The 25,689-nt window shown below is 29.7% G+C and carries 27 protein-coding genes and 1 riboswitch; of the genes, 22 read left to right on the top strand and 5 right to left on the bottom strand.

The window, feature by feature from the left end:
• Positions 1-17 precede the first annotated feature (17 nt).
• Together AACH12_RS01880 and AACH12_RS01885 are read right to left on the bottom strand one after the other, a co-directional pair.
• Entirely contained in the window at positions 18-662 is a 645-nt protein-coding gene (locus AACH12_RS01880) for an HAD family hydrolase (protein WP_338536390.1), read from the bottom strand.
• A 127-nt stretch (positions 663-789) separates the two neighbouring features.
• Positions 790-1,842 carry an endonuclease/exonuclease/phosphatase family protein gene (locus AACH12_RS01885; RefSeq protein WP_338536391.1) on the bottom strand — a complete coding sequence of 351 codons (1,053 nt, stop codon included), beginning with the start codon at positions 1,840-1,842 and terminating at the stop codon, positions 790-792.
• Between the two features lie 210 nt (positions 1,843-2,052).
• Here AACH12_RS01885 and speD point away from each other — a divergent pair, with 210 nt between their 5' ends.
• Complete coding sequence (gene speD / locus AACH12_RS01890) at positions 2,053-2,853, top strand: adenosylmethionine decarboxylase (protein ID WP_338536392.1); 801 nt, start codon at positions 2,053-2,055, stop codon at positions 2,851-2,853.
• Positions 2,854-2,949: 96 nt separating this feature from the next.
• Here the strand turns inward: speD and AACH12_RS01895 are convergent, their stop codons facing one another.
• The gene (locus AACH12_RS01895; protein ID WP_338536393.1) at positions 2,950-4,191 is read right to left on the bottom strand and encodes an MFS transporter; all 1,242 of its coding nucleotides are present in this window, start codon (positions 4,189-4,191) and stop codon (positions 2,950-2,952) included.
• Between the two features lie 669 nt (positions 4,192-4,860).
• Here AACH12_RS01895 and AACH12_RS01900 point away from each other — a divergent pair.
• From AACH12_RS01900 to AACH12_RS01930, 7 genes are all read left to right on the top strand, one after another.
• Entirely contained in the window at positions 4,861-5,841 is a 981-nt protein-coding gene (locus AACH12_RS01900) for an ABC transporter ATP-binding protein (protein ID WP_338536394.1), read from the top strand.
• Positions 5,842-6,807 carry an ABC transporter ATP-binding protein gene (locus AACH12_RS01905; RefSeq protein ID WP_338536395.1) on the top strand — a complete coding sequence of 322 codons (966 nt, stop codon included), beginning with the start codon at positions 5,842-5,844 and terminating at the stop codon, positions 6,805-6,807.
• 68 nt (positions 6,808-6,875) lie between these two features.
• A complete protein-coding gene (locus AACH12_RS01910; RefSeq protein ID WP_338536396.1) occupies positions 6,876-8,546 on the top strand; it encodes an ABC transporter substrate-binding protein in 1,671 nt (556 codons plus the stop codon).
• Between the two features lie 81 nt (positions 8,547-8,627).
• On the top strand, positions 8,628-9,632 hold the full coding sequence (locus AACH12_RS01915) for an ABC transporter permease (RefSeq protein ID WP_338536397.1): 1,005 nt from the start codon (positions 8,628-8,630) through the stop codon (positions 9,630-9,632).
• 9 nt (positions 9,633-9,641) lie between these two features.
• Positions 9,642-10,535 carry a nickel transporter permease gene (gene nikC / locus AACH12_RS01920; RefSeq protein WP_463670995.1) on the top strand — a complete coding sequence of 298 codons (894 nt, stop codon included), beginning with the start codon at positions 9,642-9,644 and terminating at the stop codon, positions 10,533-10,535.
• An 806-nt stretch (positions 10,536-11,341) separates the two neighbouring features.
• Complete coding sequence (locus tag AACH12_RS01925) at positions 11,342-11,761, top strand: DUF7670 domain-containing protein (RefSeq protein ID WP_338536398.1); 420 nt, start codon at positions 11,342-11,344, stop codon at positions 11,759-11,761.
• A 167-nt stretch (positions 11,762-11,928) separates the two neighbouring features.
• A complete protein-coding gene (locus tag AACH12_RS01930; RefSeq protein ID WP_338536399.1) occupies positions 11,929-13,587 on the top strand; it encodes an oleate hydratase in 1,659 nt (552 codons plus the stop codon).
• 48 nt (positions 13,588-13,635) lie between these two features.
• Here AACH12_RS01930 and dhaS read toward each other — a convergent pair whose 3' ends face one another.
• The gene (dhaS, locus tag AACH12_RS01935; protein ID WP_338536400.1) at positions 13,636-14,202 is read right to left on the bottom strand and encodes a dihydroxyacetone kinase transcriptional activator DhaS; all 567 of its coding nucleotides are present in this window, start codon (positions 14,200-14,202) and stop codon (positions 13,636-13,638) included.
• A 237-nt stretch (positions 14,203-14,439) separates the two neighbouring features.
• Here dhaS and AACH12_RS01940 point away from each other — a divergent pair, with 237 nt between their 5' ends.
• The 4 genes from AACH12_RS01940 (at position 14,440) to AACH12_RS01955 (ending at position 17,123) form a co-directional block, all read left to right on the top strand.
• Positions 14,440-14,970 (top strand): flavodoxin domain-containing protein, encoded by a 531-nt coding sequence (locus AACH12_RS01940; RefSeq protein WP_338536401.1) that lies wholly within the window; start codon positions 14,440-14,442, stop codon positions 14,968-14,970.
• A gap of 136 nt (positions 14,971-15,106) precedes the next feature.
• Positions 15,107-15,502 (top strand): (2Fe-2S)-binding protein, encoded by a 396-nt coding sequence (locus AACH12_RS01945; protein WP_338536402.1) that lies wholly within the window; start codon positions 15,107-15,109, stop codon positions 15,500-15,502.
• A gap of 272 nt (positions 15,503-15,774) precedes the next feature.
• A complete protein-coding gene (rsmH, locus tag AACH12_RS01950) occupies positions 15,775-16,824 on the top strand; it encodes a 16S rRNA (cytosine(1402)-N(4))-methyltransferase RsmH (protein ID WP_338536403.1) in 1,050 nt (349 codons plus the stop codon).
• A 32-nt stretch (positions 16,825-16,856) separates the two neighbouring features.
• Complete coding sequence (locus AACH12_RS01955; RefSeq protein ID WP_338536404.1) at positions 16,857-17,123, top strand: GIY-YIG nuclease family protein; 267 nt, start codon at positions 16,857-16,859, stop codon at positions 17,121-17,123.
• Here the strand turns inward: AACH12_RS01955 and AACH12_RS01960 are convergent.
• A complete protein-coding gene (locus tag AACH12_RS01960) occupies positions 17,120-17,335 on the bottom strand; it encodes a hypothetical protein (protein ID WP_338536405.1) in 216 nt (71 codons plus the stop codon). The genes AACH12_RS01955 and AACH12_RS01960 overlap by 4 nt on opposite strands.
• 204 nt (positions 17,336-17,539) lie before the next feature.
• Here AACH12_RS01960 and AACH12_RS01965 point away from each other — a divergent pair, with 204 nt between their 5' ends.
• The 10 genes from AACH12_RS01965 (at position 17,540) to cobK (ending at position 25,674) form a co-directional block, all read left to right on the top strand.
• Complete coding sequence (locus AACH12_RS01965) at positions 17,540-18,760, top strand: polysaccharide deacetylase family protein (RefSeq protein WP_338536406.1); 1,221 nt, start codon at positions 17,540-17,542, stop codon at positions 18,758-18,760.
• Between the two features lie 88 nt (positions 18,761-18,848).
• Positions 18,849-18,989, top strand: a complete 141-nt coding sequence (locus AACH12_RS01970) for a hypothetical protein (protein WP_338536407.1) — start codon at positions 18,849-18,851, stop codon at positions 18,987-18,989.
• 48 nt (positions 18,990-19,037) lie between these two features.
• Positions 19,038-19,229, top strand: a riboswitch (cobalamin riboswitch).
• A gap of 133 nt (positions 19,230-19,362) precedes the next feature.
• A complete protein-coding gene (locus tag AACH12_RS01975; protein ID WP_338536408.1) occupies positions 19,363-19,995 on the top strand; it encodes a precorrin-8X methylmutase in 633 nt (210 codons plus the stop codon).
• 36 nt (positions 19,996-20,031) lie between these two features.
• A complete protein-coding gene (cbiD, locus tag AACH12_RS01980; protein ID WP_338536409.1) occupies positions 20,032-21,156 on the top strand; it encodes a cobalt-precorrin-5B (C(1))-methyltransferase CbiD in 1,125 nt (374 codons plus the stop codon).
• Positions 21,143-21,793 carry a precorrin-6y C5,15-methyltransferase (decarboxylating) subunit CbiE gene (gene cbiE / locus AACH12_RS01985; RefSeq protein ID WP_338536410.1) on the top strand — a complete coding sequence of 217 codons (651 nt, stop codon included), beginning with the start codon at positions 21,143-21,145 and terminating at the stop codon, positions 21,791-21,793. The genes cbiD and cbiE overlap by 14 nt, the downstream gene beginning before the upstream one ends.
• Positions 21,790-22,356: a precorrin-6Y C5,15-methyltransferase (decarboxylating) subunit CbiT gene (cbiT, locus tag AACH12_RS01990; RefSeq protein ID WP_338536411.1), complete on the top strand. Its 567-nt coding sequence runs from the start codon at positions 21,790-21,792 to the stop codon at positions 22,354-22,356. Before cbiE ends, cbiT begins: the two co-directional genes overlap by 4 nt.
• Positions 22,357-22,403: 47 nt before the next feature.
• Positions 22,404-23,159, top strand: a complete 756-nt coding sequence (cobM, locus tag AACH12_RS01995) for a precorrin-4 C(11)-methyltransferase (protein WP_338536412.1) — start codon at positions 22,404-22,406, stop codon at positions 23,157-23,159.
• The gene (gene cbiG / locus AACH12_RS02000; RefSeq protein ID WP_338536413.1) at positions 23,137-24,207 is read left to right on the top strand and encodes a cobalt-precorrin 5A hydrolase; all 1,071 of its coding nucleotides are present in this window, start codon (positions 23,137-23,139) and stop codon (positions 24,205-24,207) included. The genes cobM and cbiG overlap by 23 nt, the downstream gene beginning before the upstream one ends.
• A complete protein-coding gene (cobJ, locus tag AACH12_RS02005) occupies positions 24,200-24,931 on the top strand; it encodes a precorrin-3B C(17)-methyltransferase (protein WP_338536414.1) in 732 nt (243 codons plus the stop codon). The genes cbiG and cobJ overlap by 8 nt, the downstream gene beginning before the upstream one ends.
• Positions 24,928-25,674, top strand: a complete 747-nt coding sequence (cobK, locus tag AACH12_RS02010; protein ID WP_338536415.1) for a precorrin-6A reductase — start codon at positions 24,928-24,930, stop codon at positions 25,672-25,674. Before cobJ ends, cobK begins: the two co-directional genes overlap by 4 nt.
• Positions 25,675-25,689 lie beyond the last annotated feature (15 nt).

Here is a 25,689-nt window from a genome sequence, read left to right on the forward strand (position 1 = left end):
ACTATTTTCTTTTTACCCTATAAAAGTTCCGTAAAACTATGAATATATCTAATAGATTTTTTTTCAAGTTCATTTTTATATTCTTTTGAAGTTTCGTCGTAAATAGCGATAACATCCATTCCGGCGCGCCTAGCAGCATCAACTCCAGCTTCAGTATCTTCAAATACAAGACATTTTGAGGGCTCTACATTTAAATCTTTAGCAACTTTTAAGTATATATATGGAAAGGGTTTGCCTTTTTCAACTTCACATGAAGTTGAAACAGTATCAAAAAAGTGATTGATATTATTACCTTCGATTGCGAGTTTAGTTAATTCTTTTGTATTACTTGTTCCAATTCCTAGAGGCATATTTATTTCTTTTAAATATACTAAGAAGTCATAGACTCCTTCTTTTAGTTTTACCTTTTCTCTAAAATAATGGCTAGCCATTTCTCGCCATATTATTTTTAATTCTTCTACACTTTCACTTAAATTAAATTCATTAATAAAGTAATTTGCAGTTTCAGTAAAACTCATACCTTCAATGTTCTTTTGTAGATTTTTAGGAACTTTTTTTCCTTTGCTTGCTAAGAAATCAATATCGATTTGCAGCCACATCCACATTGAATCTACTAGTGTTCCGTCTAAATCAAATATTACTGCATCGTATTTACTAAACATATTTCTCCTTTATGAATCATATATACTTTAAGCATGATAAATCTAAATTTATATATGATGGTATAATTATTATTATAAAAAATTCTAAGACTTTATTTTTTAAATAAAGTCTTAAAGTATAGTTCTACTATTTAAATTTAAAAACTGCAGTTACTGGATTATGATCAGTATGTTCAAATCCTAAATCATGACCTTTAACAGATAAAACTTCGATATTGTTTGAAACGTAGAATCCATCAATAACAGTTTCGAATGAAGTTCCTTTTTTATAAGGTGTAGTTGTTGAACGTATTGTCATTGTGCTTTCATCAGTGGCTAAAGTGAAATCTTCTTTAAATAATTCTTCGGGTAAAAGTGCTAACCAATCTGGAAGTTTTCCTTTGTAAGTGTCAAGAAATGTTCTACTAAGTAAATGATTCCAGTCGCCGGATAAGACAACATAGTTTCCATCGGTATATTTTGCCTTTATATATTTTAACAGAAATTCTAATTGCTGAGCTTTTATAAGCCCACCTTTGTCAAAAGCAGATAGATGAAGGTTTACAAAGATTAAATTTTTTCCATTGGATAGAGGTACAGTATTTTCTATAATACATCTATCAAGCATAAAATACCTTCTTGGAAAGGTTTCTTTTCCAGGAAGTGCATACCTAAGTGATTTAGATGTTTTATACTTTGAAAGTGTAAGTAATCCTGATTCAACGTGCCCCATAGGATCAGTTAATGGAACTGGAACCCATTTTGATATATAGTTGTAAGCGAATGTCTGTGAATAATCTTTAAACTCATTTTCTATAGCTTTCTTTTCATCAATATGATAACTTCTTGTTGAATTTGTATCAACTTCTTGAATTGAAATAAAATCAGAATTTGTGCTTTTTAAAAAATCTAAAACAGAGTCTAAATTTTCTTTAGTTTTTTCTTTGCTAGATGATTTTGACATTGTGCCGCCATCCATAAAGAAATCTTGATATTTATCTAGACCACAGTATCCAATATTGTATGTAGTAACTGAGAAATTCTTATCAATTGGCATTATTTTTTCACTCTTACCATCAATTGTTGCGTTTTCAATTTCTTTTGGACTATAATCAGTGATAATAATATATGATAAGTATATTATAAATAGCGTAGCTAATAGGGCAATAATAGCTAATGAAATTTTAAAAATTTTAAACATTAGAACCTCCATTTAATATGATTTTTAAGTCTATTTATGGTATTATTATATCAAATATATATAATAAAAAATAGCAAAAATAATCACTTGTAATTACTTTTGTAAGCTGAATACCATAAATTAATTAAAAAATGTTTTTTAATTAATTAAGTTATGTTATAATTCTAATGCTATATTTTAATATCACATTTGAACAAAAGGAGAAACTAAATGAACGACAAATTAAAGTTGTATGGCTTTAATAATTTAACTAAAACTTTAAGTTTTAATATTTACGATATTTGTTATACAAAAACAAAAGAAGATCAACAAAAATATATTGAGTATATAGATGAGCAGTATAATGCTAAAAGGCTTACAGATATACTTATTGAAGTTACACGTATTATTGGGGCAAGCGTTTTGAATATTGCTAAACAAGATTATGATCCGCAGGGTGCTAGTGTAACACTTCTTATATCTGAAGATCCGCTTCGTGAAAGTGAAATTGATTCTTCTTGTAATAAAGGTATATTAGACTATAGGGATTCGGTTGTAGCACATCTTGATAAAAGTCATATTACAGTTCATACTTACCCTGAAACCCATCCAAGTAAAGGAATAGCAACATTTAGAGTTGATATAGATGTTTCGACATGTGGTGAAATATCACCGCTAAAAGCATTAAATTATCTTATAGAATCTTTTGATTCAGATATATTAAATTTGGATTATAGAGTTCGAGGCTTTACAAGAGATTTTGTTGGAAATAAACTTTTTATTGATCATAAAATAACTTCTATTCAAGATTACATTTCGGATGAGGTTTTGGCAAAATATAGTGCGATTGATATAAACGTATACCAAGAGCATATATTTCATACAAAAATGATGCTTAAGAATTTTGATCTTGATGATTATTTGTTTTCTACAGAAAAAATTGATTTAGAAGTAGAAGAAAGAAATAGTATGAATAAAGAATTAAAAATAGAAATGCAAGAAATTTATTATGGAAAGAATTATATAGAATAAATAAATATAAAAGCCTATAACTTAAACTGTAGTTATAGGCTTTAATTGTATTTAACTGCTGTAAATGGTTAGAGACTATATTGAAAATTATTTAACTTAGTGAGTATCTTTTTTTAATATTACTGAGGCGGATAACATAACAATTGAAACTAAAATGAAGGTAAAATAGAAGCCAAATAAATTTATTACAATACTTCCAAAGATGGGGAGTAAAACTACAAAAATATTAAGCGAACCTCTTATTCCAAGATATTCAGTTCTACGATTGCTTGGTGCTATATCGAGTAGATACGGTTCGAATCCAATTCTTCTACCACTAAGAATAAATCCTATTAAAAAAAACAATAAACTATATACGTTTGGACCAAAAAATGAAAGTATAATGGCGAGTAGTGGAATTATTCCTCCAAGTCTAATACAGACATTAACTATCTGTTTAGAGCTATGTTTTTTAGCTAAATAGCCCCATACGATATTTGAAAGAATGGTTCCAATTATTTGAAACATCAAATATTTGCCGATGAAACTTTTATCAATGTTAAAATGCTCTTTTGCAAAAATGATATAAAAAGGAAGTAACATTATACTAAAACTTGCCATGTTTTCAACAATTATAAATTTTCTAAAATGTAAATCGTTTTTTAAATAGATTGGTACTTCTTTTAAATAACTAAAAAACGAAGAGCTCGTTGACTCTTTTATTTCTGAATCAGGTTCTTTTATTAGAATAAATCCGATTGAAGCAATAACTAATCCTATAAACCCAATAAAAAGATTTACTGAATAATTGAGAGGAAATAGCAAATTTTTTAATCCGAAAATTTTACTTACTAATAGTCCACCTCCAAAAGCTGCAATACTAGAAAAAAATTGTTTTGAAGCGTATAATTGAGTTCTATCTTTGCTCGGTAGTAATTTTCCTATAATATCGGCATATGAAATTCCAGCAAATCCTGCGCTAATAGAAAATAGGAATACCCAAAAATAGAAACTGATAATAGTTAAATTAGGGTTATTAACGCTGAAACGATAAGTAAAAAAAGCCATGCCAAGAAAAGAAATTGCCCTTAGATATATTCCAAGTAGTAGAAATTTCTTTTTCCTTTTATATTTTTTTAAAAAATGGCTGAATATTATATTAAAAATTAGTGGAACTCCAAGCATAATAGAATACAAAGATGCAAATAATAGTTTTGAATTAGAAAGCTTAGAAATAAGTGATGGAAATACAGTGTTTAAATCTAGCATTGACATTGTAAGAGCAAGAAAGAATCCATGCCATATAAATGCGAAATATATAGATTTTTTTGATTTGTTAATATTTAATTTAGTGTTCATATACACCTTGCCTTTTAATATTAAAATAATTGTGATAATAACTAAAATACATAATAACATAGAGTTTTGACATTGCCAAAGGTTGATAATTAATTAGCAAAAATAAAATAAACCTAATAATCAAAATTTATATGAATAAAATTTTTTTTAAGAAAAATATTTATAATAAAATAACAAATAGTATGAAAGTTTACATATAATAAAATCTATTCGTATGCATTTTTCTGTATGGATGGATTTTAAAATTAAAAGTGTCTAAAAAGAAATATTTATAAGAAAACGCTCCTGAAAAATTAACAAAACGCAATAATATATACGTTGCTAATAAATGTATTACGAATTTATAAAAAAATGGCATATAAATTTTATTGTATTAAGTAGTATTAACAATTAAGATGGATTTTGTTAAATTAAAAATTATCGCAATAGTTTGACAATTGCAAGGAAAAAAGTTATATTATACGTAGTTTTAGTAATAAATAATAAATAGAATATACGAAAATAATTTTTAAAATTATTTATAATAGGAGTTTTTGTATATATTATTTTTACTAAAAACATTTATTGTTTTTTACATAAATGAATTTTATACCTCTTTTATGAAGTGAGTATTGGGGTAGAAAATATCGGAAAAAGAAGTAATAGTACAAAAAATTTAAGGGGTGAAGTATGCCAGATAACGTATTATTAAAAGTGAATAATTTGAAAACGCATTTTTACACAGATACAGGAGTTGTTAAGGCTGTTGATGGAATTAGTTTTGATTTAAAAAAAGGCCACACAATTGGAATTGTTGGTGAATCCGGATCTGGTAAATCTATTACAGCGATGTCTATAATGCGTTTGATACCAGTTCCACCTGGAAGAATTGTTGATGGAGAAATACTTTTTAAGGGTAAAGATTTTGTTAAATCAACTCAGAAAGAAATGATGAAAATTAGAGGAAATGAAGTTGCAATGATTTTTCAAGACCCTATGACGTCACTTAATCCTGTTTTGAAAGTTGGAGAACAAATTGCAGAGGCTATTAGACTTCATCAAAATTTGGATAAAAAAAAGGCTTGGTCTAAATCAATTGAGATGTTAGAAAAAGTTGGAATTCCTGAAGCTGCAGATAGAGCTAATAGGTATCCACATGAATTTTCTGGGGGCATGAGACAAAGAGCAATGATTGCAATGGCTCTTTCTTGTAATCCAGAACTTCTTATTGCAGATGAACCTACTACAGCTCTTGATGTTACAATACAAGCTCAGATATTAGATTTAATGCTAGATTTAAAAAATGAATTTAATACTGCAATAATTATGATAACTCATGATCTTGGTGTTGTGGCGGAGGTTTGTGATGAAGTACTTGTGATGTATGCAGGTAGACCGGTTGAAAAAACTGATGTAAATACTTTATTTGAAAGTCCAAAGCATCCATATACATGGGGACTACTTAATTCTATTCCATCTATTGATGATGATAAAGAAAGATTAGAACCAATTCATGGTCTTCCGCCTGATTTACGTCATTTGCCAAAGGGTTGTAGTTTTGCTGATAGATGTGATCATTCAAAAGATATATGTTTTGAAAAGAAACCAGAATTAGTAGAAATAGCAAAAGGACATTTTGTAGCTTGTAATTTATATGGAGAGAGGGATTAGATGGCGGCAATATTAGAAGTAAAGGACTTAAAAAAATATTTTCCAATAAAAAAAGGTGGATTTTTTTCAAAAAAAATAGACTATGTAAAGGCGGTAGAAGATGTATCTTTTACTTTAAATAAAGGAGAAACTTTAGGTGTTGTTGGAGAGAGTGGTTGTGGTAAATCAACTACTGGAAGATGTATTCTACAATTAATAAAACCTACTGGAGGGGAAGTATTATTCGAAGGGAAAAATTTAGTTGATTTAACAAAAAAAGAACTTCGAAATATGAGACGAGATATGCAAATAATTTTTCAAGATCCATATGCATCATTAAATCCAAGATTAACAGTAGGTGATACTATTATGGAACCTATGAAGAATTTTGGTATTGGAACTGAGAAAGAAAGAATAGCAAAAATGGAAGAACTGCTTGATACTGTAGGATTAAGTCCTTATCATGCTAAAAGATATCCACATGAATTTTCTGGTGGACAAAGACAAAGAGTTGGCATTGCAAGAGCTCTAAGTACGAATCCTAAATTAGTGATATGTGATGAACCGGTTTCAGCACTAGATGTATCGATTCAAGCGCAGACTATAAACTTATTAAAAGATTTACAAGAAAAATATAACCTTACTATGGTCTTTATTGCTCATGATTTAAGTGTAGTAAAACATATTAGTGATAGGGTAGCTGTAATGTATTTAGGCTCAATAGTTGAAATTTCAGAGTATAAAGATTTATACAAAAATCCTACTCATCCTTATACAAAAGCATTATTATCTGCTATTCCTGTGCCAAATCCTAAGGCCAATAAGAATAGAATTATACTAAAAGGGGATATACCTAGTCCAACTAATCCACCTAAAGGGTGTAAATTCAACACTAGGTGTACTTATGCCACTGATATTTGTAGAAAAGAAAAACCTATTTTGAGAGAAGTGTCAAGTGAGCACAAAGTTGCATGTCACAATGTTTAATAAACTAATGTTTTTACTTTAATTAGAGCAAGAATATAGTTTTTTAAAATAAAAAGGGGGATAAAAAAATGAAGAAAAGATTTTACGTATTATTACTTATTTTAGTTATGATTGTTTCTTTCGGTTTAACTGGATGTTCTTCGCCAGCAACTGAAAAAACTGAAGCACCATCTGACGATGCTGCTAAAACTACTGAAACAACAGATACTGCACCTGCTCCTGCAAAAGAAAAAGTTTTAATTTTTGCAAGAAGTGGAGATAGTGTCAGCTTAGATCCATCGAACGCTACTGATGGAGAATCATTTTATGTAGCTAGAAATGTTTTAGATACTTTAGTAGATTATGCTGAAGATAGCACTGCTATTATTCCAGCATTAGCTACAAGCTGGGAAACTAAAAACGAAGAAGGAACTATTTGGGAATTTCATTTAAGAAAAGGTGTTAAGTTCCATGATGGAACTGATTTTAATGCTGATGCTGTTGTATTTAACTTTGATAGATGGATGAATGAAGATAATGAATACAGATTCGATGGTGAGAATTTTGAGTACTGGGGATATATGTTTGGTGGATATCCTGGTATTGTAAAATCAGTTACAGCTGTTGATGAAAATACAGTAGATGTTGAACTTAATACTCCAAATGCACCATTTATTAGTAATCTTGCAATGCCTAGTTTTGCTATTTCTAGTCCAACTGCTATTAAAAAATACAAAGGTGATATATTTAAAAATCCAGTTGGAACTGGTCCATTTAAATTTGTTGAATGGTTAAAAGACGACAAAATTGTTTTAGAGAAAAATGAAAATTATTGGGGAGAAGGACCAAAACTTGATAAATTAATTTTTAGAAGTATTCCTGATAACTCAGCTAGACTTTTAGAACTTCAAGCAGGAACAATTGATATGATGACAGGGGTTAGTCCTGATGATGCTCAAATTATTAAAGATGATCCTAATCTACAGCTTTATTTAAGACCGAGTATGAATGTTGGGTACTTAGCTATGAATATGATGAAAAAACCTTTTGATGATGTAAGAGTAAGACAAGCGCTTAATTATGCTGTTGATAAAGATAGTATTATTAAAGCTTTCTATGGTGGACTTGCAGAACCTGCAAAGAATCCAATTCCGCCATCACTTTGGGGATATAATGATGATATTACAGCTTACGAATACAACCCAGAAAAAGCAAAAGCTTTACTAGCTGAAGCTGGATATCCAGACGGATTTAAAACTACATTATGGGCTATGCCAGTTGCTAGACCATATATGCCTCAACCAAAAGAGATAGCAACAGCTCTTCAACAACAATTTGCAGCTATTGGAGTAGATGCTGAAATAGTAACTATGGACTGGGCAACTTATTTAGCTAAAGGTGAAAATGGAGAACATGACACCTATCTACTAGGTTGGACAGGCGATAATGGTGATCCTGACAACTTTATGTATGTATTATTAGATAAAGATAATGCTAATGTTGGTTCAGCAGGAAATGTTGCTTTTTATAAGAGTGAAGCAGTTCATAAACTTTTAATTGAAGCTCAACAAGAATCTGATCAAGCTAAAAGAGCTGAACTTTACAAACAAGCTCAAGTTATTATTCATAACGATGCTCCTTGGGTTCCACTTGTACATTCAACTCCACCAATTGCAGCAAAAAAATCAGTTAAGAATTATGTACCTCATCCTACTGGAGGAGAGTCAATATTCTGGAAAGTTGATATAGACAATAATTAATCAAAAATGGAATTAAACTATTAGGGAGCGAAAGCTCCCTAATAAAATTATTGTAAAAGAAAAAAGGAGGAAAAAAGGATTATGGGACATACTATTTTGAAGAGAATCTTACTAGTGATTCCTGTTTTAATAGGCGTAAGTATTTTAGCGTTTTCTATTCTTCACTTAATCCCTGGAGATCCTGCTAGAGTAATATTAGGAGAAAGAGCCACACATGATGCAGTAATAATGCTACAAGAAAAGCTTGGTTTAAATAGGCCTTTATACATACAGTATTTTAGTTTTATGAAAAATGTATTAAGTGGTGATCTTGGAACGTCAATTATTACAAATGAATCAGTTACAACAGAATTGTTTACAGCTTTTGCAGCTACTCTTGAACTTACAGTTTTATCGATGATAATTGCAGTAGTTGTAGGAATACTTGCAGGTACAATTGCAGCTGTAAAACAATTTTCTGTGTTTGATAATGTTAGTATGGTAGGAGCCTTAGCTGGAGTATCTATGCCAATATTTTGGTTAGGTCTTTTAATGATTTGGCTTTTTGCATATAAGTGGGGTATTTTCCCGGCTTCCGGAAGGCTCGCTGTTAGTTTTGATATACCAAGGGTCACCAATGTGATGCTAATAGATACGCTCTTAGCTGGGAATTTTGCAGCTTTTAAAGATGCAATTATGCACTTAATAATGCCTGCGTTTGCACTTGCTACAATACCAATGGCGATAATAGCAAGAATGACAAGGTCAAGTATGCTTGAAGTTATGAGGCAAGACTATATAAGAACAGCTAGAGCAAAAGGCTTGTCTGAAAAAGTGGTTATATTTAAACATGCTATAAAAAATGCATTTTTGCCGATTGTTACAGTTATAGGACTTCAAATAGGACTTCTTTTAGGAGGAGCTGTAATGACAGAAACTGTATTTTCTTATCCAGGACTTGGAAGAAAATTGTATTTATCAATAATGGCTAGAGATTATCCAATGGTACAAGGAGGGATTTTAATAGTTGCATTTTTCTTTGTATTTGTTAATTTAATTGTTGATATATCATATATGTTTATCGATCCAAGAATTTCGTTAGATTAGGAGGATATTGTGGCAGAAGAAAATATTAAATTAGATAGAAGTTCAGAGAGAATGGATGAAAAATCTGGACTTTGGTTAAATGTATTTAAAAGACTTAGAAAGAGTAAAACATCTATGTTTGGACTTTTTATAGTGGCAGTACTAGTATTTTTAACAGTGTTTGCACCACTAATTGCACCACATGATCCAATTGTTGGACAATTAGCATTAAGGCATAATGCACCTTCAGCAGATTATTTATTTGGAACAGATTCTCAGGGACGGGATGTTTTTAGTAGAATATTATATGGTGCAAAAATAACTGTCCAAATTGGGGTTATATCAGTAGGAATTGCACTAATAATAGGTACTTTACTTGGGGTATTAGCAGGATATTATGGAAAAAAAATAGATATGATAATAATGCGACTAATGGATATAATGCTTGCATTTCCAACTATCTTACTAGCACTTGCTATAGTATCAATACTAGGACCAAGCTTAACGAATGCAATGATTGCAGTTGGTGTTGTAAATATACCGAAATTTGCAAGGATAGTAAGATCATCAGTACTTTCGGTAAAAGAAAGTGAGTATGTAGATGCAGCAATATCAATAGGATGTACAGATCTTCAAATAATAACAAGACATATACTTCCAAATTGCCTAGCACCAATAATTGTACAAGCAACACTAACAATTGGTACAGCAATACTAGAAGCAGCAGGACTGTCTTTCTTAGGACTTGGAGCACAACCTCCAATGGCAGAGTGGGGAGCAATGTTATCAGATGCAAGAGGATATATGAGACAAGCACCGTGGTCAGTAATATACCCAGGTGTTGCAATCATGATAACAGTACTAGGATTCAACCTACTAGGCGATGGATTAAGAGATGCACTAGACCCAAGACTAAAGGAATGATCGCGAATAAAATAAGCAGTGCGCAAAAACATAAAAAACACGGAACAGTGAATTTATTCACTAGGGCCGTGTTTTTTATGTTTTTGCATAGGGCTAAAAGCCCGTGTAGAGGCGAATGCGAAGCATTTGACTCTAGAGCACTGCGTATCTGCGACAGATTAATTTGATTATTTGAAACAAAACGGTGAATTTATTCACTAGGGCCGTGTTTTTTATGTTTTTGCATAGGGCTAAAGACCTAAGTAGAGGCGAATGCGAAGCATTTGACTCTAGAGCACTGCGTATCTGCGACAGATTAATTTGATTATTTGAAACAAAACGGTGAATTTATTCACCAAGGCCGTGTTTTTCTGTTTTACATAGGGCTAAAGACCTAAGTAGAGGCGAATGCGAAGCATTTGACTCTAGAGCACTGCGTATCTGCGACAGATTAATTTGATTATTTGAAACAAAACGGTGAATTTATTCACTAGGGCCGTGTTTTTTATGTTTTTGCATAGGGCTAAAGACCTAAGTAGAGGCGAATGCGAAGCATTTGACTCTAGAGCACTGCGTATCTGCGACAGATTAATTTGATTATTTGAAACAAAACGGTGAATTTATTCACCAAGGCCGTGTTTTTCTGTTTTTGCATAGGGCTAAAGACCTAAGTAGAGGTGAATGCAAAGCACTCGTATTTCGAGGTAGAGAAAGAAAATGAGTTGAAAATCATTTAATAACTATAAATATGTTATTTTTCAAGGGTTTGTGGTATTAAGAATATATAGATTAAGCATAATTTTGAATAAATAGAGGAGAATATAATTATGACAAAAACTAAATATACTGCTATAAAAGTAACGAATTTGATACGCTGGACTGCTCGTATCTTAGCTACTGTAATTATTACACTCGCTCTATTTATGGTCATTGCCTCTATATGGAACTACCTTACAACTGGTAAAGCAGATCCGTATGCTATAGAAAATTATCCAGCTATTGAAAATTTAATCCCAATCACTTTGGGACTAAGTATTGTGGGGCTAGGAATTGCTTGGCGTTGGGAGGGAATTGGAGGAACAATCACTCTTGTTTTCCAAGTACTAACTTTTGCAGTGCACCACTGGCTACTTACTCCTAGACCCTATCCCTATCCATTGACGATAATAATCTCTGCTACGGGAATATTATTTATAGTGTGTTGGTGGCTTACGAGAAAGAGGATCATTTCAGAAAATAGCGTCTAATGGGCTAATTTAACTTTAATTTTTATGCCAAAAATAATAAATGATACATATGATGCAATGTGTCCAAAAAGTATACACTTTTTAATAATTGTGAATTTATATCTTTAATAGTAAATAATATAGTATAAATAACAAATAAATAATAATTAAAAAGTGAGGTCGTAAAAATGAAGTATAATTTTGATTCAAATGTTGATGTTGAAAAAACGAATGCGTATTTAGTGGGAGGAGGAATTGCATCTCTTAGCGCAGCTGTATATTTAATAAGAGATGGCCATATCCCAGGAAAAAATATTCATATTTTTGAGCAAAGTAAAATTACTGGTGGTAGCATGGATGGCGGTGGTAATCCTGATAGTGGATATATAATTCGCGGTGGAAGAATGTTTGATGAAGAAGCTTATCAATGTATATTTGGAATTATGGAAAGTATACCATCGTTAACTGATCCAAAAGTGTCTATTAGAGATGAATTTCGTGGATTTAATAAAAAAATTAAAACTTTATCAACCGCTAGATTAATAGATAATGAAGCAAATATAATTGAATCATCAAAACTTGGATTTAATCGTGAAGATAGATTGGCTTTAATGGATATAATTATTACACCAGAAGAAGAATTAGGAACGAAAACAGTGGTTGAATGTTTTCCAGAGTCGTTCTTTCAGACAAATTTTTGGTATCAATGGACTACAAGTTTTGCCTTTGAGCCATGGCATAGTGCAATAGAATTTAAGAGATATCTTCATAGATTTATGCATGAGTTACCAAAAGTAAGCGATTTTTCAGGTGTACGCCGTACTCCTTATAATCAATACGATTCAATTATTTTGCCAATTACAGAATGGCTTAAATCACAAGGTGTAGATTTTGAGTATAATTGTTCGGTAAATAGTTTAGAATTTGAACCAAATGAAGAAGAAAAAAAGGTTATTGGAATTAATTGTACAAAAAATAATGTAGATGAAAATATAATTATTAAAGATAAAGATTTTGTCTTTGTTACTATTGGATCTATTACAGCAGGAGCGAGTCTTGGTTATACAAGGACTGCACCTGTAATAAATGATAAGAATGTTGGTTCAGACTGGAAACTTTGGGAAAGTATAGCTAAAGAATCGCCGGAATTTGGGAAGCCACAAATTTTTAATCAAAATGTAGAAAAATCTTTATTTGAAACATTTACTGTGACTTTAAAAGACCCAACAATGTTTAAGAGAATTGTAGAATTTTCTGGAAATCAACCTGGAACAGGATCGCTTATGACTTTCAAAGAATCAGGATGGTTTATGTCTATATGTTTACACAATCAACCTCATTTTCTTAATCAACCAGACAATGTACAAGCGCTATGGGGGTATTCATTGTTTCCATATAATAAAGGCGATTATGTGAAAAAAAGAATGGTAGATTGTACCGGTGAAGAAATACTTACGGAATTGCTAGGTCATTTAAGATTTGATGAAGATAAAGAAAAAATACTAAATACCTCTATATGTATACCATGTATTTTGCCATTTGCAACAAGTCAATTTCTACCAAGAACTAAGGGTGATAGACCAAAAGTAATACCGGAATGTTCTAAAAATTTAGCTTTTCTGGGTCAATTTTGTGAAATTGAAGATGATGTAGTATTTACCGTAGATTATTCATCACGATCTGCACAGACTGCAGTATATAAATTTCTTGATTTAGATAAAGAAGTAACTCCTATATATAAGGGACAATACGATGTAAGAATTCTATTTAATTCAGCTATGTCTATGATGAAAGATGACAATTTAAGTAAAGAAATCGGAATGCTAAAAAAAATGATGTTCAAATAATTCTAAAAAAAACGACAAAACCCAAGATTAAATCAAGATTCTATTGATTTAATCTTGGGTTTTGTATTTATTTAGTGCATGAGGCATACTTCCCTCGATAACGTTATTAATGCCTTCTACAAGATCGCTTGGAGAATCTTTCATTCCATTTTTTACCCACTGGATGGTAATTCCTACAAATGCGTGAGTATAAAAGTCAGCAATAAATTTTTTGTCAATACTTGGAATAATCATATTAATAGATAATTCACTAATTGCGCACATTAAAATATCAAAGCAAAAATTATAAAAACATTCATCGAATGAATTTTGTCCGGGAGTGTTAAAAGCGTTTACATAAAAATATTTATTTCTCATAAGATATTCAAGAGTTCTATAAGTACCTTCTGTCCAATTTTCATAGTGATTGCAATTAGCAATTTTCTTAGATATTTCTGTAATGAAAATCCAATTAACAAGGTCAAATTTATCTTGAAAATGATAGTAAAAGGTTTTTCTACTAAGATTACAATTACTTACTATTTTTTGAATAGAAATTTTTGCCAAAGGGTGAGTTTTCATCAATTGTTTTATAGAATCTGCAAGTGCCTTTTTTGTTATAAGTGATTCAGACATGTTTTTCTCCTAGTGATATTTTATGTGATTTTACAAATATAATTGCAAAAGAATTATTATAAAATCTATAATAATTTTATCAAACATATAGCTTAAATAGTAGTTTTTTATCAGGCAATTTAATTTTTTATAAAATTATGATAAAATATAGATAAAGTTATATAAGTTTAAAATATTTGATTGTTTAAGCATTCAAGTTTAATATTGTATTGAATTTTGAATACTGGAGGTAAATAAATGAAAACTATAGTTGTGTACAAATCTAAGTCAAATTTTGTAAAAAATTATGCTGATTGGATTGCAAAAAATCTTTCAGCTGATATTTTTGAAGCTTCAACTGTGACTAGCGATAAATTATTAGAATATGACACCATAATTTATGGCGGTGGTTTATATGCAGGTAGAATAAATGGAGTTAAACTTATTAAGAAAAATATCCATGACTTAAAAGGGAAAAATATAGTTGTTTTTTTCTCTGGAGCATCCTCACCTAATGAAAAAGCAATTAATGAAGTAAAAAACAATAATTTTGATGAAGAAATGCAAAAAAACATTAGATTTTTTTATTTAAGGGGAGGATTTGATTATAATAAGTTAAAAAGTTTTGATAAATTACTAATGAATATGCTTAAATTTACTTTGAAAAGAAAGAAAAATTTATCAGCAGATGATAGGGGAATGCTATCGGCATATGATAATCCTGTAGATTTCACTAAAGAAAAAAATATAGATGAGTTGATTAGCTATGTAAATAGCAAGGCTAAGTAAATTTATATTGTCAAAGAATATTTGGACTCAATATTGAGAGTATATAAGGAGGTTTTATAAATTGTTTAAAGCAAGCACATCTACATGAGGATCGATTTCAAATTCTAGTATAGAAGAAAAAAATATAAAGTGTCCAGTGTGTGGGATGCTAGGAAAAGCTGTACCAAACGAAACAGTAGCAAATCTTGTTAAAATGAATAAAAGCCCAATTAATGAATGTAAGGACTATACAATCTGTTTAAATTCTAAATGTAAAGTTGCATATTTTTCTGAGGAAGATATGTTATTGACAAAAGATATTAAGGTACCTATATGGTATAAAGATGATGCTACAGAAAAGTATGCATGCTACTGTAATCGAGTTACGATTGATGAAGTTAAAAATGCTACTATAGAAAATAATGTAAAAAATCTTAAAGAGTTAATGAATTATACAAATGTTATGAAAAATGGACAATGTAAAAAAAATCATCCGTTTGGAAAATGCTGCTCAACTGAGCTTAATAAATTAATTGAAAAATATAAAAATTAATGAGGGATAGAGTTTATCTTTGAATAGTAAATCGTGAGCATTTTATCCGATGCCTTAGAATTTTAGTACCCCCACTTCTTAAAAAAGTGGGGGATAAAGAACTCTAAAAAGGCCCTGGATTATGTTTTCTAAGATTCGGTGGGAGTAAAAACTCCCTCTGAATCTTAGAAATTCATTTATGTTCATGATTTTTTTTATTCAAGTATTATTGAATATAATGATATACTGAAATTAATACAGAAAATTATTTTCAATTAATAAAAGGAGAAAAAATGGAAAATCAAGATAAACCTCATAAAAGAAGAGTTAGATACAAAGGGACTCATCCAAAAAAATATTCTGAAAAATATAAAGAACATGATCCAAATAAGTATTCAGATACTGTAGCGAGAGTTATTTTAAAAGGAAGTACACCAGCTGGTATGCATATTTCGATTTGTGTAAAAGAAATCTTGGAATTTTTACAAATAAAGCCAGGTCAAACTGGTCTTGATGCAACGCTTGGGTATGGGGGACATTCTCTCGAAATGTTAAAGTGTTTAAATCATACCGGTCATCTTTACGCACTTGATGTTGATCCTATTGAACTTCCTCGTACAAGAGATAGATTAGAAAAACAAGGATATGGTCCAGAGATATTAACTATTAAGCAGTTGAATTTTTTAGAAGTTGATAAAGTTGCGTCTGAAGCAGGTTTATTTGATTTTGTTCTAGCAGATCTTGGTGTTTCATCAATGCAGATTGATAACCCCAAAAGAGGTTTCTCATATAAAAAAGAAGGGCCACTTGATCTTAGACTTAATCCTAAAAAGGGTATTTCAGCTTCTGAAAGATTAAGAAATATTTCAGAAGCTGAACTTGAGGGGATGCTTATTGAAAATTCAGATGAACCTTATGCTGCAAAAATTGCTAAAGCTATTATTATAGAAAACAAGAAAGGAAAATATATTTCTACAACGACTCATCTTCAGCAAATAATAAAAAGTGCATTAAAATTTATTCCTGAAAACGAGAGGGAAGAAGCTGTTAAAAAATCTTGTCAAAGATCTTTTCAAGCACTTAGAATAGATGTCAATGAAGAATTTGAAGTTTTATATGAGTTTCTAGAAAAATTACCAAGTTCTCTTAAAAGTGGCGGAAGAGTTGCAATTCTTTCTTTTCACTCTGGAGAGGATAGACTTGTAAAAAAATCTTTTAAGCGTTTATTTAAAGAAGGAATTTATAGTGAAGTTGCCTCAGAAATAATTAGGCCTTCTAAAGAAGAATGTAATATCAATACACGTGCGCGTTCTACTAAAATGCGATGGGCTATAAAAGCGTAATCAAACAAATAAAGTAAAATGATAGGTGGAATATGAAAGCAACTAAAAATTATGTATATATTCTGAAGTGTAGTGACAATACTTTGTACACTGGTTGGACAGTAGATTTAGATAAAAGAATGAAAACTCATAACTCTGGAAATGGTGCCAAATACACAAGGGGTAGAACGCCGGTGATTCTTAAATATTATGAAGAGTTTGAAACAAAATCTCAAGCTTTAAAAAGAGAAATAATAATAAAAAAACTGACTAGAAAAGAAAAAATTTCTTTAATAGGCAGTTTCAAAATTGACTTTTAATGAAGTATTGACTTAAAAATAAGTAATACTAGGAATCCTATTCCAAAGAACAATAAAATTGGAATAAGTAGTGCAATTGAAATTGGAATTATTACAAATAATACTCCAATAAATATAAGTGTAAGAATTATTTTTATTATCCCAAATCCTAAAGACAATAAAAATTTCCCTAAAAGAATTAATACGAGTATAAATAGAAGATTACCAAGCATAATTTGCCTCCTTTTGTACTTTATTTATATCTGCATCTACATAATAATATACTTCTATTAATATAAAATAGAAGTAAGATTAAAAAACAATTAGAGATTGATAAAAAAGGGTTACATTTATTAAATAATAGTTGTAATTTCTGATTTTGAGTATATTATTAGTATGTAAATACATAGATATTAATATATAAAATGGGAGATAATATGAAAAAAGGAATAGTAGTAGTTTTAGCAATCACTTTATTATTAAGTGGTTGTTCTTTAAAACAAGTAAATGAAGAAAATATAGACCTCAGTAAAGAAAATGCAAATAACGTGGAAGTAAGTACAAAAAATGTTGACGTTAAAAATGTAGAAAATGACAAAGATACAGAAAATGTTGAAGCTAAAGAAATAGAAAAAAATATTGATAATACTACAAAAATCGAACCTAATAGTACAAATGTAGAAACTACAACTAGCAAAGAAGATTCAAATAAAGAAGATGTAAAAGAAGCTACTAATTTTACTGAGCTAAGCACGAAAGAACTTAAAAAAATTAAAGCGAACGAACTCGGTGAAATTATGGTTATTATGTATCATGGATTAAGTAAAAAAAATGCAACGTATTCTAGAACAGCTGAAAGTTTTAAGAAAGATCTTCAAGAGCTTTATGATAGTGGATTTAGACTACTTAGCCTTAAAGATTTTGTTAATGGAAATATTACAACTAAAGCGGGATATACACCTGTTGTTTTAACTTTTGATGATGGAAATAGGTCAAATTTTAATATATTAATTGATGAAAATGGTGATAAAGAGATTGATCCAAATTCGGTTGTTGGAATTATGGAAGATTTTTATGATAAACATAATGATTTTGGGCTTGAAGCAACGTTCTTTTTAAATGGTGGAACTCCATTTGGACAAAAGAATTTGGTTAAATATAAATTAAATCATATCATAAATGTAGGTATGGATATCGGAAATCATAGTTATCATCATGGACATTTTAAAACAATGGATGCAGATAAAATTGAAAATACTCTTGCAAATGTTGTAAAAGAATATGAACCACTTATGAATGGATATAAAATCAACACTCTTGCTCTTCCGTTCGGAGAAAGACCAAAGAATGACGCAGCTAAAGAAAAACTTGTATCCGGAAGCTATGACGGAACTAAGTATAATAATATTGCAATTTTAAATGTAGGATGGCGACCTTCTTGGTCAGCTTATAGTAAAAGATTTAATCCAAAAAGCATTTTAAGAGTACAAAGTGGAGATGGAAAATTACAATTAAGACATTGGCTTGATTTATACAAAGAAAAGCCAAGACTAAAATTTATTAGTGATGGCAATCCTAAAACTATCACAATAAGAGAAGGAAATGAAAAATATCTTTCTAAAGAGTCTTTGGATGAGTATAAAATAGTAACTTATTAGCGATTAACTTATTAACTAGGTTTGAATAAGCGAATTCTGGCTTAGTGATAAAGGCATATATTTTAACTAGTGTAAGGGATGTGAATTTATGAATAATCAAATAATTATATTTATTTTAATAGTATTTTTTATAATTTTAATTTCTATTCAATATTCTATAAATAAAATAATTGTTATACTAAAAAAAATAAGCGATCAATTAAGTATTATTAGTATGAAAAGTAAATAATTTTTTGTATTTACTTGCTTAAATCTTTTTGATAGGATGTAGTTAATAATTGAATATTAGATAATAGGTGCCTAAGTTAGAGTGATTCTAATGAGAGGATAATAGGGAAGACAGTTAAAATCTGTCGCAGCCCCCTGCTACTGTGAATACTACCGTTAAACAATACGTCACTGGATTTCTGGGAAGACGTTTAATGGGCTACGTATGAGCCAGGAAACCTGCCTACTATTGTTAAACGAGATACTTCAGGCGGGAAGACTACGAATTAAAACGGCCTTTTGGGCTGTTTTTTGTATATATAGGTATAAAATTCTTGCTTTTTTACCTGAAATGTAAATTTGAATAATACCTAGATAATATTGCGGAGGAATAAATGAGTAAATATCTTGAAGATTATATTAAAAACCCAATGAAAATTGAGGAAAGAAGTTTTGAAATTATATTAAGTGAATTAGGTAAACATAATTTTGATGAAAGAGAAATTAAAATAGTTCAAAGAGTGATCCATACGACTGCAGATTTTGAATATGCTAATTTAATAGAAATTCATCCTAAAGCTATTGATATACTTATGGACAGTTTGAGAAATGGAAATGATATATATGCTGATACTAAGATGGTTATGGCTGGTACAAATAAAAGAATACTAAAAGAATATAATTCAAAAATATATAATTTAGTTCACGAAGAATCAGTATTCAAAATCGCAAAAGAAAAAAATATTACTAGATCGATGGCGGCTATTGAAATTGCGGCTAAAGACAAAAATACTTCGATATATGCAATAGGTAATGCCCCAACAGCAATTTATAAACTACTTGAATTAGTTAAAGAAAAGAAAGCAAATCCATCTTTAGTAATCGGAGTTCCAGTAGGTTTTGTAGGTGCTGCTGAATCAAAAGAAGCTCTTAAAAATTCGGGTATACCTTATATAATTATTAATGGAAGAAAAGGTGGTAGTCCAGTTGCTGCAACTATTATTAACGCAATAATGTATCAAATGTAATGACTATTAATGAATTGACTAAAAGTAGGTGAAGTTTTGGAAAGGTATATAGAGAAAAACGGTAAAAAATTAAAATATGGTTATACTACAGGCTCTTCAGCAACTGCAGCTTCTAAAGCTTCGGCTATTATGTTGTTAAATAGAGAAAATGTAAATACAGTAAAAATTGATACACCTAAGGGATGGCCTCTAACTATTGATATTTACAATCAGGAAATAAATGATGATTATGCTCTTTGTTCAGTTATAAAAGATGGCGGAGATGATCCTGATATGACCAATAAAATGACTATATTTTCAAAAATTTCATTTAGAGATGATAAAGAAATTAATATATATGGTGGAATAGGCATTGGAAAAGTAACAAAAGAAGGTTTGAGTATTAAACCGGGAAATAGTGCAATTAATCCAGTTCCGCTAAGAACTATAGAAAAAGAAGTTAGAAGTGTTATAGGTGAAAATAGAGGTGCAAACGTTGAAATTTACGCACCAGATGGCGAAAATATTGCTAAGAAAACTTTTAATCCTAAACTCGGAATTGTTGGAGGTATTTCTATAATCGGGACTTCTGGCATCGTTGAACCTATGAGCGAAGATGCTTTAATTGAAACTTTAAAAATTGAAATGAGAATATTTAAGAAAAAACATTATGATAAAATTTTGCTAATATCACCCGGAAATTATGGAAGAGACTTTAGTAGAAAAATGGGTCTAAATATTGAAGAAATAATTAAATGTAGCAATTATGTAGGTCAAGTAATTGACGAAGCGCTTAAACTTGATATAAAAAAAATTCTTTGGGTTGGACACGCTGGTAAAATGGTAAAAATCGCAGGTGGTATATTTAATACTCATAGTAAAATAGCAGATGGAAGAATGGAAATTATTATGAGTCAACTCGCCTTAATTGGTGCTGAAACTGATCTTATTAAACTAATTAGTATATCAAATACAACTGATGAAGCATTTAAATACATTAAAGAATATAAGATGGATAAAGTATTTGATAATATCAGTAATAAAATCTCTGAAAAATTAAATAAGAGGGCATTTGATGAAATTCAAAACGGAGTTGTCTTATTTACAAATGAGCATGGGCTACTAAGTGTTTCTGATTTAGGTAATAAGATAATGGAGGAATTTAATATTGAACAAATTTAATATAGTGGGAATCGGACCAGGAAATCCAAAATATATTTTACCTATAGCAACTGAAATTATAGAAAACTCTGATATTTTGATTGGTGGAAGAAGAAATCTTGATTCTCTTAAATATTTAAAAAAAGAAGAATTTATTATTACTGGAGATTTAACTAAAACGATTGAATTTATAAGCGCGAATTATCAAAGAAAAAGAATATCTGTAATTTTATCAGGTGATACGGGATTTTATAGTATGCTTAATTTTTTAAGTAAACATTTTGATAAATCAAGTTTTAACGTTACAGCTGGGATTAGTTCACTTCAATATATGTATTCAAAACTAGCTCTTACATATCATAATGGCATATTAACTAGTGTTCATGGTAGACAAAATGATTTTTTAAATTTAATAAATGAAAAAGAAACGCTAGGGCTTCTTACAGATAAAAAGAATAATCCAAGCTTTATAGCAAAAGAGATGAAAGAAAATCTAATAGATATAGGTCAATTTGAAATTTATGTAGGAGAGAATTTATCCTATGAAAACGAAAAAATAACTGTGTATGCTGTGGATGAACTTGCAAAAGAAAAATGCGAATTTAGTGACTTAAATGTAGTTATTATTATAAATAAAAATGAATTGGAGAAAAAATGATAGGAATAGAAGATAAAGAATTTTTAAGAGGCAAAGTTCCCATGACAAAAGAAGAAATAAGAGTAATTTCACTTTCAAAACTTAGACTAAAGAAGAATTTTGTGGCTCTTGATATTGGAAGTGGCACTGGTAGTGTTTCGATTGAAATGGCAAAATTTTTAGAAGATGGATTAGTATATTCTTTAGAAAAAAAAGAAGAAGCATATAGTCTTTTTTTAAAAAACATAGAAAAGTTTAAAATTTACAATTGTAAAGCATCTTTAGGTGAAGCACCTAAAGACTTACCTAAAAATATAAAATTTGATGCTATTTTTATAGGTGGTTCTGGGGGAAATATTGAAGAAATTATTGATTATTCATATTTGAATTTAAATGAAACTGGAAGAATTGTCCTTAATTTTATTACTATTGAAAATACTTATAAAACACTAGATAAGTTAAACAAATCTAATTTTAAAGAAGTAGATATTATTTCTGTTAATATTGCAAGAGGTAGAAAAGTTGGCGGATTAACGCTTATGGAGAGCAATAATCCAATTTATATTATTTCAGCAACAAGGTAGAATAAGTATCTATATAAAATAAAAATAAATTATATAAGGATGGTATTATGAAAAAAGTATATTTTATTGGTGCGGGTCCTGGGGATCCTGAATTAATGACATTAAAAGGAAAAAGAATTGTTGAAACTTCAGATATTCTTATCTATGCAGGTTCTCTTGTAAATCCAGAGGTAATGAAATGGAGAAAAAAAGAATCAGATGTTTATAATAGTGCGTCTATGACTCTTGATGAAGTAATTGGAGTTATGCTTGAAGGTATAAAATTAAATAAGAAAATTGTTAGAATTCATACTGGTGATCCTAGCATTTATGGGGCTATTAGAGAGCAAATCGATAGATTAAGTAAAGAAAATATTGAGAGCGAAGTAGTTCCAGGCGTTAGTTCGTTTGTGGCTTCAGCTGCAGCACTTAATATGGAATTTACACTTCCGGATATAACACAAACAGTTATTTTAACAAGAATGGAAGGAAGAACTCCAGTTCCAGAGGAAGAATCTTTAGACAAACTAGCTTCACATAAGGCTTCAATGGCTATATTTTTATCAGTTCAAATGATTGATAAAGTGGTTGATAAACTTCTTGTGCATTATCCACTTTCGACTCCAGTGGCAGTTGTACAAAGAGCATCTTGGCCAGATCAATTGACTGTTTTAGGCAATTTAGAAAATATTTCTCAAAAAGTTAAAGAAGCAAACATAAGCAAAACTGCTCAAATTTTAGTTGGTAACTTTTTAGGAAATGAATATTCACTTTCAAAATTATATGATAAGAGTTTTTCTCATGAGTATAGAGATGCAAAATAAAAAAGTCGCAATATTTACTTTAACAAGAAAAGGTTATAGTTTGGGAAAAAAAATCTTAAATTTATATAATAATTCTAAACTTTATACTCTAAAAAAATATTCAGATGATATGAATTTAATTTATGATGAAGGATTTAAAGAAAGCGTAAAAAAAGAATTTTTAAATAGTGATTTACTTATATTTATTTCGGCAACAGGTATTGTAGTTAGAACGATTGCAGAGTTTATGGTAAGTAAAAAAACAGATCCTGCAGTTATTGCTATTGATGATAATGGAAATAACGTTATAAGTTTACTATCAGGGCATATTGGAGGAGCTAACTATTTTGCTAAACAAATTGCAGATTATATTAAGTCAAATCCTGTTATAACTACAGCTTCTGATGTTAACGGAAAACCTTCGGTAGATATGATAGCGATAGAAAACAACTTAATTCTTAAAGACTTTGAAAAAGCAAAGCTAATTACATCTATGTTTGTAAATGAAGAAGATGTACTTTGTATTTGTAGTGATAAAACTTTGAGTGATACTATTCAAAAAAAATATAATTTAAAAATTATTAAGAACAATGAATTAAACAATTCATTAACTAAAGTTGGTAAATTATTTATTACAAATGAAGAAATCGTAGAAGGTTGCGATGAGATTTCATCTATATTATATATTAAAAATTTAGTTATAGGACTTGGATGCAAAAGGGATACTTCTAAAGAAGATATTATTTCTTTTATTAAGGAAACATTTAAGAGTAATAATAAGTCGCTAAATTCTATAAAACATATTGCTACTGTTGATATAAAAGAAAATGAGATTGGAATTATTGAAACTGCAAAAGAATTTTGTAGAGATTTAATTATAGTTTCAAGAGATGAGATTAGAAATATTCAAGACAGATATATTGGATCTGATTTTGTATATAAAACAATAGGAGTTAGGTCTGTAAGTGAACCAGTAGCTGAATTGACTTCATTAGAAGGTAGATTTTTAATTAAGAAAAAAATTAAAAATGGAATTACTTTAAGTGTTTGGGAGGAAATAAATGAATAACAAAGGTAAAATATATGTAGTTGGAATCGGTCCAGGAAATTATGAACATATGACGGGTATGGCTATTAAAGCAATTGAAGAATCGGATATAGTGGTTGGTTATTCGACTTATCTAGATATTATTAAAGATTTAATTAAAGATAAAAAAACTGATACATCAGGTATGAAAAAAGAGAGAGAAAGATGTCTACTTGCGATTGATTACGCTAAAGAAGGTAATATAGTTGCAATGGTTTCAAGTGGTGATCCTGGAGTATATGGAATGGCTGGGCTTATTCTTGAACTTATTTCCGATGAAATTGAAGTTGAAATAGTACCAGGTGTTTCTGCGGCAAATGCCTCTGCTGCGGCCTTAGGCGCACCACTTATGCATGACTATGTAGTTATTAGTTTAAGTGATTTACTTACAGATTATGAATTGATAAAAAGAAGAATTGATGCGGCTGGAAGAGGCGACTTTGTAGTTGCAATTTATAATCCTAGAAGCAAAAAGAGAGTAAAGCAAATTGAAGATGCTAGGGAAATACTACTTAAATATAAGAAGAAAAATACGCCTGTTGGTATTGTAAAAAATGCAAAAAGAGTCGGTGAAAATGTTGTAATAACAACACTAGACACTATGTTAGAACATGAAATTGACATGTTCACAACCGTTATAGTTGGAAATAATAATTCCTATATAAAAGATGGGAAGATGGTTACTCCTAGGGGGTATAAGATTTGATTTTAGTAATGTCTGGTACATCGGATGGAAGAATAATTTCAGAAAAATTATCTAAAAAATTTAAGGTTATTTCTAGTGTTACTACTGATTACGGAGAAAAATTACTTAAAGACAGAGGTGTATCTGTTCATAAAGGAAAAATGAATTCAGAAGATATTATGAATTTTATAAATGTAAATAAAGTAAAGCTAGTAATAGATGCAACCCATCCTTATGCAAAAGAAGTTAGCCAAAATACCATTACTGCGTGTAAAAAATTAAATACTGAATATATTAGATATGAGAGGCCAAAAGATTTTACTCTAAGTGAAGACTATTTTTATTCGTATGAAGATGCACTAGAAGAGTTAAAAGAGACTAAAGGAAATATACTTTTAACAGTTGGAAGCAATAACCTATATAGATTTATGAGTGAAGATTTAAGACAAAGAATATATGCGAGAATTTTGCCTACCAGTAGCGTTTTAGAAATGTGCGAAAAACTTAAAATAAGTCCGGATAAAATAATTGCGATGAAAGGTCCTTTTACAAAAGAAATGAATAAACTTATTATAAAAGAATTTGATATAAAAACACTTGTAACAAAGGAAAGTTCAATTGCTGGTGGATTTCCTCAAAAGGTTGAATCAGCTCTTGAAAGTAAAATAAATCTTATAGTTATTAATCGCCCAGTAGTTGAATATCCGAATGAAATAAATGATATAAACGAACTTTTAGAATTAGTTTGTAGTAGAAATTCTTAGATAAGTAAAAAACAC

Origin of the sequence: Helicovermis profundi, assembly GCF_033097505.1 — a bacterium.
GTDB classification, from domain to species: Bacteria; Bacillota; Clostridia; order Peptostreptococcales; family Acidaminobacteraceae; genus Helicovermis; species Helicovermis profundi.